General features: G+C 43.0%; 10 protein-coding genes. 5 read left to right on the forward strand and 5 right to left on the reverse strand.

What is annotated here, in order from left to right:
* Positions 1-20 precede the first annotated feature (20 nt).
* Positions 21-2,648 (reverse strand): pyruvate, phosphate dikinase, encoded by a 2,628-nt coding sequence (ppdK, locus tag ABS301_RS10345; RefSeq protein ID WP_349672158.1) that lies wholly within the window; start codon positions 2,646-2,648, stop codon positions 21-23.
* A gap of 215 nt (positions 2,649-2,863) precedes the next feature.
* The gene (locus tag ABS301_RS10350; RefSeq protein WP_349672159.1) at positions 2,864-4,186 is read right to left on the reverse strand and encodes an MATE family efflux transporter; all 1,323 of its coding nucleotides are present in this window, start codon (positions 4,184-4,186) and stop codon (positions 2,864-2,866) included.
* Between the two features lie 238 nt (positions 4,187-4,424).
* On the opposite strand from ABS301_RS10350, the gene ABS301_RS10355 reads away from it, so the two are divergent.
* The 5 genes from ABS301_RS10355 to ABS301_RS10375 all read left to right on the forward strand — a co-directional run bounded on the left by ABS301_RS10355 (position 4,425) and on the right by ABS301_RS10375 (position 9,974).
* The gene (locus ABS301_RS10355) at positions 4,425-5,600 is read left to right on the forward strand and encodes a BMP family lipoprotein (RefSeq protein WP_349672160.1); all 1,176 of its coding nucleotides are present in this window, start codon (positions 4,425-4,427) and stop codon (positions 5,598-5,600) included.
* 186 nt (positions 5,601-5,786) lie between these two features.
* Positions 5,787-7,322, forward strand: coding sequence for an ABC transporter ATP-binding protein (locus ABS301_RS10360; protein ID WP_349672161.1), 1,536 nt, complete (start codon positions 5,787-5,789; stop codon positions 7,320-7,322).
* Positions 7,319-8,428, forward strand: coding sequence for an ABC transporter permease (locus ABS301_RS10365; protein ID WP_349672162.1), 1,110 nt, complete (start codon positions 7,319-7,321; stop codon positions 8,426-8,428). The genes ABS301_RS10360 and ABS301_RS10365 overlap by 4 nt, the downstream gene beginning before the upstream one ends.
* Positions 8,425-9,378 carry an ABC transporter permease gene (locus ABS301_RS10370; protein ID WP_349672163.1) on the forward strand — a complete coding sequence of 318 codons (954 nt, stop codon included), beginning with the start codon at positions 8,425-8,427 and terminating at the stop codon, positions 9,376-9,378. The genes ABS301_RS10365 and ABS301_RS10370 overlap by 4 nt, the downstream gene beginning before the upstream one ends.
* A 131-nt stretch (positions 9,379-9,509) precedes the next feature.
* Positions 9,510-9,974 (forward strand): cupin domain-containing protein, encoded by a 465-nt coding sequence (locus ABS301_RS10375; protein ID WP_349672164.1) that lies wholly within the window; start codon positions 9,510-9,512, stop codon positions 9,972-9,974.
* A gap of 55 nt (positions 9,975-10,029) precedes the next feature.
* On the opposite strand, the gene ABS301_RS10380 is transcribed toward ABS301_RS10375, so the two are convergent.
* The 3 genes from ABS301_RS10380 to recO all read right to left on the reverse strand — a co-directional run bounded on the left by ABS301_RS10380 (position 10,030) and on the right by recO (position 12,781).
* Complete coding sequence (locus tag ABS301_RS10380; protein WP_349672165.1) at positions 10,030-11,418, reverse strand: glycine--tRNA ligase; 1,389 nt, start codon at positions 11,416-11,418, stop codon at positions 10,030-10,032.
* Positions 11,419-11,432: 14 nt separating this feature from the next.
* Positions 11,433-12,062 (reverse strand): hypothetical protein, encoded by a 630-nt coding sequence (locus ABS301_RS10385; RefSeq protein ID WP_349672166.1) that lies wholly within the window; start codon positions 12,060-12,062, stop codon positions 11,433-11,435.
* Positions 12,063-12,127: 65 nt separating this feature from the next.
* Positions 12,128-12,781 (reverse strand): DNA repair protein RecO, encoded by a 654-nt coding sequence (recO, locus tag ABS301_RS10390; RefSeq protein WP_349672167.1) that lies wholly within the window; start codon positions 12,779-12,781, stop codon positions 12,128-12,130.
* Positions 12,782-12,796: the final 15 nt, after the last annotated feature.

Below are 12,796 nucleotides of genomic sequence, written 5' to 3' on the forward strand. Positions count from 1 at the left end.
ACTCATTGCTATCGTGTACACTATTTATTATTTAACGCCGCCTGTGCTGCTGCCAGTCTTGCGATCGGCACACGGAATGGGGAACAGGATACATAGTCAAGACCAATCTTATGGCAGTATTCTACGGAAGAGGGATCTCCGCCGTGCTCGCCACAGATACCAATGTGCATGTCAGGACGAACGCCCTTGCCTAACTTGATAGCAGTCTCCATCAACTTGCCTACACCAGTCTGATCCAGTTTTGCAAATGGATCATTCTCAAAGATCTTGGTATCGTAGTAAGAGTTTAAGAACTTGCCTGCATCATCACGGGAAAAGCCATAGGTCATCTGAGTTAAGTCATTGGTACCGAAGCAGAAGAATTCTGCATCTTTTGCGATATCATCGGCTGTCAGTGCTGCTCTTGGAATCTCAATCATGGTTCCTACCTGATAGGTTAAGCTGCTGCCTGCTGCTGCAATTTCTGCATCTGCAGTCTCAACAACAAGCTTCTTCACAAATCTTAATTCCTTCTCATCACAGATCAGAGGAATCATGATTTCAGGACATACGTTCCAGTCTGCATGTGCTTTCTGAACGTTAATAGCAGCACGAATTACTGCTTTTGTCTGCATTCTTGCGATCTCCGGATAGGTAACGGCAAGACGACAGCCTCTGTGTCCCATCATAGGGTTGAACTCGTGAAGAGAATCGATAATTGTCTTGATCTGCTCCACAGTCTTGCCCTGTGTATCAGCCAGCTTCTTAATATCATCTTCCTCTGTTGGAACAAACTCATGAAGAGGCGGATCTAAGAAACGAATGGTAACTGGATTTCCTTCCAGAGCCTCATAAAGAGCTTCGAAATCACCCTGCTGTACAGGAAGAATCTTCTCCAGAGCTGCTTCTCTCTCCTCAACAGTATCAGAACAGATCATCTCACGGAATGCATCAATTCTTTCACCTTCAAAGAACATATGCTCGGTACGGCAAAGACCAATTCCCTCTGCACCAAGTTCTCTTGCTTTTCTTGCATCAGCAGGTGTATCTGCATTGGTTCTGACTTTCAGTATTCTATACTTATCAGCCCATGCCATAATTCTTCCAAACTCACCGGCAACGGTTGCGTCTACAGTCGGAATGACTCCGTCGTAAATTTTACCGGTTGATCCATCAAGAGAGATCCAGTCTCCTTCATGGTATTCCTTACCTGCAAGAACAAACTTCTTTGCAGCTTCATTCATGGCAATTTCAGAACAGCCGGATACACAGCAGGTTCCCATTCCTCTTGCTACTACGGCTGCATGAGAAGTCATTCCTCCTCTAACAGTCAGAATACCCTGAGCTGCCTTCATTCCTTCAATATCCTCAGGGGAGGTTTCAAGACGGACTAAAACCACCTTTTCTCCTCTTTCTTTCCATGCTTTCGCATCATCAGCTGTGAACACGATCTTACCGCAGGCAGCTCCAGGAGAAGCAGCAAGTGCCTTTCCAACCGGTTCTGTCTTCTTTAATACTTCTGCATCAAACTGAGGATGAAGCAGAGTATCCAAGTTTCTCGGATCAATCATCTTAACTGCTTTTTCTTCTGTAATCATAAACTCGTCTACTAAATCACAGGCAATCTTTAAAGCAGCTTTTGCTGTTCTCTTACCGTTACGGGTCTGAAGCATGTAAAGCTTCTTGTCCTCAATGGTAAACTCCATATCCTGCATATCTTTGTAGTGATCTTCCAGGATACTGCAGATTCCCACAAATTTATGATAAACTTCAGGCATAACCTCTTTTAACTGCTCGATCTTCTGGGGAGTACGAACACCGGCAACTACGTCTTCGCCCTGGGCATTCATTAAGAATTCACCCATTAAGTGCTTTTCACCAGTTGCAGGATCACGGGTAAATGCAACGCCTGTACCGGAAGTCTCACCCATGTTTCCAAATGCCATCATCTGAACGTTGACAGCGGTTCCCCAGGAATAAGGAATATCGTTGTCACGGCGGTAAACATTGGCTCTTGGGTTGTCCCAGGAACGGAATACGGCTTTGATTGCCCCCATTAACTGCTCCTTGGGATCAGTCGGGAAATCTTCACCTATCTTTTCCTTATATTCTTCTTTAAACTGTCTTGCAAGCTCTTTCAAATCGTCGGCATTCAGATCCACATCCTCTGTAACACCCTTTTTTTCTTTCATTTCATCGATCAGCTCTTCGAAGAATTTTTTGCCTACTTCCATAACTACATCGGAGTACATCTGGATAAATCTTCTGTAGCAGTCATATGCCCAGCGTGGATTGCCTGATTTTTCAGCAAGTACTTCCACTACGTTCTCATTGAGTCCGAGATTTAAAATCGTATCCATCATACCAGGCATGGAAGCTCTGGCTCCGGAACGAACGGAAACTAAAAGAGGATTCTCGTTATCACCGAATTTCTTGCCCGTGATTTTTTCCATCTTTTCGATATGATCCATGATCTGCCCCATGATCTCGTCATTAATCGTTTCCCCATCTTCATAATACTGAGTACATGCCTCAGTCGTAATCGTAAATCCCTGAGGAACCGGCAGCCCTAAATTAGTCATCTCTGCCAGATTCGCCCCTTTACCACCTAACAGGTTTTTCATATCTGCACTACCCTCAGTGAACAAATAAACCCATTTTCTTGCCATAAGTAAAATCCTCCTCAAATGTGTAAATTATGCTGCTCCCCCGCGCTTTCCATTGCGGAAAAGCCCTGAAAGTATTATAGCACAATTAAAGGGGTAGTAAAGAGGTTTTCATAGATTATTTAAAGTAATTATCTCTTTTTTAAATACAATTGTATTGAAAGCACTTACAAAGTCTGTCTTTTTCCGATATGCGATTTGCGTTCGTATATGCGAAATTACGTTCGACAAAAGCTCTGTTTCTTTAACATAATTCGACACATAACAAGGGTAAGCACCTCGGTCACAGGCATAACCGTCCAGATACCGGTAACTCCCATAAAAATCGGAAGAATAAAGACCAGAATACTGTTTAAAATAATTCCCCGAAGCAGACAGATCTTTAATGCATTTCCAGGTTCCATCACAGACTGAAACCAGGTGGTATAAAGCACATTCAGCCCCATTGCTGCAAAAGACAGGAAATAGATTCGAATGGCTGGAACCGACATGGCCAGAATTTCCTTTTCAGGTCTGACAAATGCTTCTGTCACAAGCGCTGGAAAAAAAAGTCCTGTTACAGCAAACAACACACCGGAAAAACAGGCGGTACGCTCTGCCAGATGTCTTACTTCCTTTATACGGTCTTTTTTCCCCGCCCCGTAATTTGTTGCCAGGATGGGCTGGACTGCCTGTGAAATACCGTTATTAACAGATGATGCAATATAGGCACTGTTGGAGATAATACCGTATACCACCACACCAAGTTCCCCTGCGACAGAAAGGATCTGACGGTTAAATAAGAAGGTTACGATTCCATTGCACATATCCAGTAAAAAGCTGGAGAACCCATTTTTCACCACAGCCATAGCCTGACTGAAATGAAAGCCAGAAACTAATTTTAAAGTATTCCCTTTTGAAACCAGGTGAGTCAGCAATATTAAGAGTGTCACACAGGTTCCGATGACAGTTGCAGCGGCAGCCCCTGCCATTCCCATTTTTAAGGGAAACATCAATATATAATCCAGAATAATATTTAAAACTCCTCCGCAAACCACTGCGATCATAGCCAGGCGCGGAGCTTTGTCGTTTCGTACAAATACCTGATAAAAAGAAGCAAATAAAAAGGCGGGAGCTCCTGTTATGAGGATTCTTCCATATTCCTTCACATAAGGCGTCATGTTTTCATTTCTACCCAGAAATCCCGTGACAGGCAGGAAAAATGCATGTCCCAAAACTACGTAAATCACGCTCATTCCTGCAGCCATGATAAATGCCACTGTATAATACTGATTTGCGCCTGATTCATCTTTTTTTCCCTTACAGACGGACAGGAGTATGCCGCCGCCTGCTCCGAACAGCATACCGGTTGCAAAAAAAAGGCTGAATAATGGCAGCAGTATATTTAAAGCCGCGATTCCAATTGCTCCAACTCCTCTTCCAATCATAAGAGTGTCTGCTAATATATAAATGGAGGTAACCATTGTTGCACTAATTGATGGAAGAAGATAACCTGCAAATAATTTTTTAACAGGATCTTCTAGTAAATTTACTTTTTTCATAATTAAGTCTCCTTTTGAAAGTCTTAAAATAGTTTACCATAATTTAATTAAATAACAAGGAAAAGAACGAAAGTGTGATTTAACATTTAAAAGTTGGGGCATATATATTAAAATGACAGAATTTTTTATCTTAGTTTTTATGGAAAATATCATGAATTAAGATTGTTTCCAACGCTGAAATATGATACATTAGAGTTATCTCTGAAAATATATTAATAACAGGAGGAAAGATCGTATTATGAAAAAAAGAGCTCTCGCATTAGCCATGGCAGTTATGATGGCCGCAACACTCAGCGCATGTGGTTCCGCTGGTAAAGGAACCGCTACAACTGCTGCTCCAGCTGCAGAAACCACAACCGCTGCAGAAAAAACAGCTGAAACGACAGGTGCTACATCCGTTAAGTCTGATTCTTCAACCGGATATGAACTGGCGCTGGTTACAGACCTTGGTACCATTGATGACAAATCCTTTAACCAGGGTGCATGGGAAGGTATGAAGAAGTACGCTGAGGAGAACAAGATCTCCTATAAGTACTATCAGCCACAGGAAGGTACTACTGATTCTTATTTAGAAACAATTGGACTTGCTATTGAAGGCGGTGCAAAATTAGTAGTATGTCCTGGCTTCTTATTTGAAGAGCCTGTATTCCTTGCTCAGGAGCAGTATAAAGACGTTCACTTCATTCTTCTTGACGGAGTTCCTCATAACGCAGATTACTCTGAATATAAGACAGAATCAAATGTTATGCCAATCCTGTTCCAGGAAGATGAACCTGGATTCTTAGCAGGCTATGCAGCAGTAAAAGAAGGTTACACAAAGCTCGGTTTCTTAGGTGGTATGGCTGTTCCTGCAGTTATCCGTTATGGTTACGGATTTGCTGAAGGTGCTGATTATGCAGCTAAGGAAATGGGCATTGATGGAGTTGAAATCATGTACAACTATACAGGTGCTTTCGCTGCAACACCAGAGGCTCAGTCTATGGCTGCATCCTGGTACCAGAACGGAACTGACGTAATCTTTGGCTGCGGCGGTGCTGTTGGTAACTCTGTTATGGCTGCTGCTCAGGAAAAGGGCAAAAAGGTAATCGGTGTTGACGTTGACCAGAGCTATGAATCTGATACAGTCATTACTTCTGCCATGAAGCAGCTTTCCGTATCTGTATACGACGGCGTAAAAGACTTCTATGACAACAAGTTCCCAGGCGGCGAGACAAGCATCTTCTCCGCTAAGAATAACGGTATCGGCCTTCCTATGGAAACTTCCAAATTCACCAAATTCACAAAAGAAGATTACGAAAAAATCTTCACTGAATTAAAGGATGGCAAAGTAACCCTGGTACAGCCTTCTCAGGATAACAACGATCCGAACAAAGACTTAAAGCTTGAAAAAACAAAGATTAACTTTGTAGAATAATCCGCGGGGATAGTGCCCTCCGGGCATACCACGATGTCAGAATTCTGACATAAAAAAGGAAAGGAGATGCCGTTTGATTCACCAGTCAGTAAAGATCTGGTCTCTTACGGCATCTTCTTTTTGCTTTATAACTTTATTAATCGGGTACCGGGTCCCATAGATAGGTACCGTAGTAAGGGGGATTTTATGGACTACATTATTGAGATGCTTCATATCACAAAAGAATTTCCCGGTATTATCGCCAATGATGACATTACACTACAGTTAAAAAAAGGCGAGATACACGCCCTCCTCGGAGAAAATGGAGCTGGCAAATCAACTCTTATGAGTGTATTATTCGGATTATATCAGCCGGAAAAAGGCTCAATCCGGGTTCGTGGTAATGAAGAAAAAATCACAGGTCCGCTGGATGCCAATGCACTTGGTATCGGCATGGTGCACCAGCATTTTAAGCTGGTAGAGAATTTCACAGTCCTGCAGAATATCGTACTGGGCATGGAGACGACAAGACGGGGCTTTTTGAAGATGGATGATGCCCGCAAAAAAGTAATGGAATTAAGTGAAAAATACAAACTGTTCGTAAACCCTGATGCGCTGATATCTGATATTACCGTTGGTATGCAGCAAAGGGTTGAAATCTTAAAAATGCTGTATCGTGATAATGAAATCATGATATTTGATGAACCTACCGCAGTCCTGACTCCTCAGGAAATTGATGAACTGATGCAGATCATGCGGGATCTGGTAAAGGAAGGGAAGTCCATACTGTTCATCACACACAAGCTCAACGAAATCAAGGCGGTAGCAGACCGCTGTTCCGTCCTGCGCCGCGGTAAATATATTGGAACCGTAGATGTTGCTGATACTACGCGGGAAGAGATGTCAGAGATGATGGTTGGCCGTAAGGTAAACTTAACCATTAGTAAAAAGGCGTCCGAGCCTGGTGAAGTAGTTCTGGAAGTAAAAGATTTATCTGTAGAAGCCAAACGGGAAGGACAAACCAAAAAGCTGGTTCATGATGTGTCATTTCAGGTAAGAAGAGGTGAGATTGTCTGTATCGCCGGTATTGACGGCAATGGACAGACAGAGCTGGTTCACGCTATTACCGGTATTTCGGATCCCAGCTCCGGTACTGTCACCATTAACGGCGAGGATATGACGAAAAAAAGTATCCGCTACAAAAATACCCATGGTCTCTCCCACATCCCCGAAGACCGTCATAAACATGGTCTGGTACTGGAATACAATCTGGCATACAACCTGGTTCTCCAGCAGTATTTTGACAAAGAATTTCAGAGCGGCACATTTTTAAAGAATGACCAGATCTTTGACTATGCACAAAAACTGATTGAAAATTATGATATTCGAAGCAGTGAAGGGGCATTTACCACGACCCGCAGCATGTCCGGCGGCAATCAGCAGAAAGCTATTGTAGCGAGAGAAATCTCCAAAGGTCCCGATATTCTCCTTGCAGTTCAGCCTACCAGAGGTCTGGATGTTGGTGCCATTGAATACATTCACAACCAGCTGGTAAAGCAGCGTGATGCAGGTGCCGCAATTTTACTGGTATCTCTGGAATTAGATGAAGTTATGAATTTAAGCGACCGGATTTTAGTCATGTTTGAAGGCGGAATCGTTGCCGACTTAGATCCTGAGAAAATTACCGTTCAGGAATTAGGTCTTTATATGGCAGGCGCTAAGAAAGAAGGTGGCACACTATGAAACCGAAACAGATAAAAGATCATACAGGCATCCTCTCTTCCATATTCGCTATTATCCTGGGACTCATTGTAGGGCTGATTATCTTGTTTCTGTGTAATCCAGAACAGGCACTTCCCGGATTTGCTACGATTCTGAGCGGAGCCTTCACCCACGGAGCAAAAGGTATTGGTCAGGTATTTTATTATGCCACACCGATTATTCTTACCGGTCTTTCCGTCGGGTTTGCATTTAAAACCGGACTTTTTAACATCGGTACTCCCGGCCAGTTTATCATCGGAGGCTTCGGTGCGGTTTATGTAGGCATTCTATGGACCTCTCTTGGTCCGGTTCACTGGGTTGTGGCTCTGGCAGCAAGTGTAATCCTTGGCGCTTTATGGGGGCTGGTACCAGGAATTTTAAAAGCGTACTACAACGTGAATGAGGTTATCGCCTCTATTATGATGAACTATATTGGTATGTATCTGGTAAACTGGATTACAAAAAGCTATAAGCCACTGTTTAACAATTTAAGAAACGAATCCAAGAATGTGGCGAATACTGCTAATATCCCCAAGATGGGTCTGGATAAGATTTTCCCGGGTTCCAGTGTAAACGGGGGAATTATAATCGCGATTCTGGTGGTAATCCTGATATGGGTTATTTTAAATAAGACCACATTCGGATATGAGTTAAAAGCAGTAGGTTTCAACCGGGACGCCAGCAAATATGCAGGAATCAATGAAAAGAAAAGCATCATTCTTTCCATGGTCATCGCCGGTGCAATTGCAGGACTTGCAGGAGGTCTTTTATTCCTTGCAGGAACCGGTAAGCATATTGAGATTAAGGACGTACTTCCTTCCGAAGGATTTACAGGTATTTCGGTTGCACTCCTTGGTTTAAACAACCCCATCGGCGTTCTGTTCTCCGGTATCTTCATCGCATACCTGACAGCCGGCGGATTTTACTTACAGCTGTTTGAGTTCTCCACAGAAATCATCGATATAATCGTTGCAGTTATTATCTATTTCAGCGCATTTGCCCTGATGGTGAAAATCATCATGTCAAAGTTCGTCGGACAGAAAAATGGAAAAACTGACGAAACTGGGAAAGGAGGAACGAAATCATGAGTGTAATTTATTTTATCTTTCAGCAGACCATGTATTTCATGATTCCTCTCATGATCGTTGCACTTGGAGCCATGTTTTCCGAGCGAAGCGGCATTATTAACATCGCTTTGGAAGGTATTATGACCATGGGAGCTTTTACCGGAATCCTGTTTTTAAATTTTACAGGCAAAAGTATGAGCGGGCAGCTTCAGCTGATTATCGCCATATTAATATCCATGGGCTCCGGAATGATCTTTTCTTTGTTCCATGCTTATGCATCCATTAACATGAAATCAAACCAGGTTATCAGCGGTACTGCTCTTAATATGTTCGCTCCTGCTTTTGCAGTATTCGTAGCCCGTGTTATTCAGGGTGTTCAGCAGGTTCCATTTAACAATACCTTCCGTATCACCTCGGTTCCTGTACTTGGCAGTATCCCATTTATCGGACCTCTTTTATTCCAGAACGCCTATATTACCACCTACGTGGGAATTTTAATCTTTGTATTATCTGCCGTTGTGCTTTACCGCACACGATTTGGTTTAAGGCTCCGGGCATGCGGAGAGCACCCACAGGCAGCGGATTCTGCGGGAATTAACGTTTACCGTATGCAGTATGCGGGAGTATTAATCTCCGGTGCTCTTGGCGGTCTGGGAGGTCTGGTATTTGTAGTTCCTACTTCCACCAACTTCAATGCAGATGTGGCAGGATACGGTTTCCTTGCTTTAGCGGTATTAATCTTTGGACAGTGGAAACCAGTCAATATCATGCTGTGTTCCCTCTTCTTCGGACTGATGAAAGCGGTGGCTTCCTCTTATTCCGGAATTCCATTCTTAAGTGCTTTGGGAATTCCAAGTTACTTCTACAAAATGGTACCTTATATTATTACATTAATCGTATTGGTATTTACCTCAAGAAATTCCCAGGCTCCAAAAGCGGAAGGAATTCCATACGACAAAGGTCAGAGATAACAAATACGCCGCAGAACGGGATAAATCAACTGGATTTTCCGCCTGCGGCTTTTTTCTTTGTCTGATCCTGTGTCACTGAACAATTACAGTACCATATAATACATTACTAAAATGAAAAGAGTGATGCTTCAATGTCTGACTGTAATTCGTTTTGTAACTCCACCTGTCATGAACGCTCCTATTATTCCTGGGATGCCAACGACTACGGGCCCTCACCTCTCATTCTTAATATCAATCATGACACATTAAGAAATCCTTCCTTTCGAACCACGAGATGGACAGGTGAACATATGCAGCTTACTTTTATGAGTATTCCTGTGGGATATGATATAGGTGCGGAAAACCACCCCAGCCAGGACCAGTATATTTGTATTGTAGACGGAGATGGCGTAATCTACATGGGTGATAGTCCATATAGTCTTTTTTATTCCCACCCTCTTGATAATGGCTGCGCAGTTTTAATTCCAGCAAATACCTGGCACAATGTGATTAATACGGGTGACCGTCCTCTTAAAATCTATTGTATCTATGCACCAATTGTTCATCTGCCGGAAACGGTACACTGGACCAAACGAGATTCGGATTTGGAAAAGTAAAGGCACAAAAAATCCGGAAGAAAATCTTGAAAAGATTCTCTCCCGGATTCAGTTATTAAAACTGAAACTTATCTTCGAAGTAACTTTTAAGCTCTGTAATTGGAACTCTTACCTGATCCATGGTATCACGGTCACGAACGGTTACTGCGTGATCTTCTTCTGAGTCAAAGTCATAGGTAATGCAGAATGGAGTACCGATCTCATCCTGTCTTCTATAACGTTTACCAATGTTTCCTCTGTCGTCAAATTCACAGTTATAGTATTTACGCAGTTCATCAAATACTTTTTCTGCACCTTCATTTAATTTCTTGGATAATGGAAGAACACCAATCTTAACCGGTGCGATTGCCGGATGGAAACGAAGCACAGTACGTACATCACCTTCGGCTATCTCTTCTTCATCGTAAGCAGCACAAAGGAATGCAAGTGTTACACGGTCAGCTCCCAAAGAAGGCTCGATTACATATGGAATATAACGCTCTTTCTTCTCATCATCAAAATAGGTTAAGTCCTGTCCGGAAGTGTTCTGATGCTGGGTTAAGTCATAATCGGTTCTGTCTGCAATTCCCCATAATTCACCCCAGCCAAATGGGAATAAAAATTCGATATCAGAAGTTGCTTTGCTGTAGAAAGAAAGTTCTTCCTTCTCATGATCTCTGACACGCATCTCATCCTCTTTCATGCCTAAGTTCTTTAACCAGCTGACGCAAAATTCTTTCCAATATCCAAACCATTCTAAATCTGTATCCGGCTCACAGAAGAACTCCAGCTCCATCTGCTCAAATTCTCTGGTACGGAACGTAAAGTTACCTGGAGTAATCTCATTACGGAAGGATTTACCAATCTGTCCGATTCCGAAAGGAATCTTCTTACGGGAAGTTCTCTGTACATTCTTAAAGTTTACAAAAATACCCTGTGCAGTCTCCGGTCTTAAATAAACCGTATTCTTCGCATCTTCGGTAACTCCCTGAAAGGTCTTGAACATTAAGTTAAACTGACGAATATCGGTAAAGTCATGTTTTCCGCAGCTTGGGCAGCAGATGTTTTTATCATCAATGTACTGTTTCATCTCTTCCTGAGACCATGCGTCAACGGAACCTTCTATTGTGATTCCATGTTCGCCCATGTAATCCTCAATCAGTTTATCCGCGCGGAAACGTTCCTTACATGCCTTGCAGTCCATAAGAGGGTCGGAAAAACCACCTAAATGGCCGGAAGCGATCCAGGTCTGGGAATTCATCAGGATAGCGCAGTCCACACCTACATTATAAGGGCTTTCCTGTATGAACTTCTGCCACCAGGCTTTCTTAACATTGTTCTTTAATTCCACTCCCAGATTGCCGTAATCCCAGGTATTTGCAAGACCTCCGTATATTTCAGAACCTGGATATACGAATCCTCTTGACTTTGCCAGTCCCACTATCTTTTCCATTGTCTTTTCCATGATCTTAACCTCTCTTATTTAAAAATAATGTAGCTTTTTCCCTTTGTTGTCTGTACAGTATGACTGTCCTTTATCACCACATTGTCGGAAACAAGCAGAATCTTTCCCTGGGTCTGTATGGTTATGGGATTGGCTGATGTTACAACAACCGCCTGGCTCGTTCCTTTTTTGGATACTGCCTTTTCATCCGCTTTTTTACCGTCCGAAGCTTTTATAAAGGTTACTTTTTCTGATTCACTCTGACTATAAACTTCAGACAGCTTATTTACCTCAATGGATTCTACCAGATTGGCTTTATCTTCATACTGGGTTGTAAATCCAATCAATGCCTCAGCAGAAGCGTAATGGAACACCATCTTGGCCGTTCCCTTATCCAGTATGCAGGAGTCTAAGATGACCTGATTCTGCCCGTTGGCTCCGTTATACTGAGAAACTGCCTCTTCCAGAAATGCTTTCATTTCATCCCCATTATAATAATCCTGCTGCGTATAAGATTCCACCGTTGCAGTCTGAAGGGTTCCTTCTTCTGTTACAAAGATTCTGCTGCTCTCTGAATTTAAGGTGCTGCTGCCGCCATTCCCAAGGCAGCCTGTCAGCATGCCCGCAGTCAGCAAAACAGCCAGAACCGCTTTCCTTTTCTTCATCCAATTTCCTCCTGCATTGGCACATATGAGAGCATTATACCAAATGCTGCCTTTCATTTCAATACTTAACTCCCCATCATCGCCTGCAAAATATCCAGAGAATGAAACTCACGGTCAACGTACTGCTTTTTATTGATTTCCACACAGCGGGAGAATTCTATGAGCACCGGTTCCGTCAGGGTAAAGGTATATAAATGCTCGATTGGAGAACCAATGACATACTCCCATGCATAGTTCGCCGAATCACTGACCTGCCGTGGTGGTTTCTCCGTATATTCCCCGTTTAATACCATGGCCTTCAGCTCGAAAATCCGCAGAACCAGCTGGTTATTTAAAGCAGGCTTTAAAAGAGCCCTTACCGACTGGTATAAAAGCTTTAACAGTCCGGTCCCATCTATGTTTTCCCTGGAATAGTAATCGGTAAATTCCAGGAAATAAGAGCCATAGCAGGTACATTCCATATCAGCTGCCAGTTCATCAAAATAATTGGAAATTTCCGCAGACTGAAGTGTGTAGGAATCCCTGCCGGCATAAAGGGAAAACTGGCCAAAGGCAAAGGGCCTGCTCACCGCCATAAACGGATTGCCCGGCCTCCTTGCACCTCTGGCAAATGCGGTAATTTTCCCTCTTTCCCTGGTCAGTATCACAAGACGCTTATCCATCTCTCCTACTGGAGAAACCTTTAATACCATTCCCGTCAGTTTCTCTGTTTCCCTCAATTTCTACCACCGTTT

The organism is Lacrimispora sp. (assembly GCF_031982545.1).
Lineage (GTDB): Bacteria > Bacillota > Clostridia > Lachnospirales > Lachnospiraceae > Lacrimispora.

Coding starts and splice junctions, on each gene's coding strand:
- ppdK (WP_349672158.1), bottom strand. CDS start 2,648: ATGGCAAGAAAATGGGTTTATTTGTTCACTGAGGGTAGTGCAGATATG.
- ABS301_RS10350 (WP_349672159.1), bottom strand. CDS start 4,186: ATGAAAAAAGTAAATTTACTAGAAGATCCTGTTAAAAAATTATTTGCA.
- ABS301_RS10355 (WP_349672160.1), top strand. CDS start 4,425: ATGAAAAAAAGAGCTCTCGCATTAGCCATGGCAGTTATGATGGCCGCA.
- ABS301_RS10360 (WP_349672161.1), top strand. CDS start 5,787: ATGGACTACATTATTGAGATGCTTCATATCACAAAAGAATTTCCCGGT.
- ABS301_RS10365 (WP_349672162.1), top strand. CDS start 7,319: ATGAAACCGAAACAGATAAAAGATCATACAGGCATCCTCTCTTCCATA.
- ABS301_RS10370 (WP_349672163.1), top strand. CDS start 8,425: ATGAGTGTAATTTATTTTATCTTTCAGCAGACCATGTATTTCATGATT.
- ABS301_RS10375 (WP_349672164.1), top strand. CDS start 9,510: ATGTCTGACTGTAATTCGTTTTGTAACTCCACCTGTCATGAACGCTCC.
- ABS301_RS10380 (WP_349672165.1), bottom strand. CDS start 11,418: ATGGAAAAGACAATGGAAAAGATAGTGGGACTGGCAAAGTCAAGAGGA.
- ABS301_RS10385 (WP_349672166.1), bottom strand. CDS start 12,062: ATGAAGAAAAGGAAAGCGGTTCTGGCTGTTTTGCTGACTGCGGGCATG.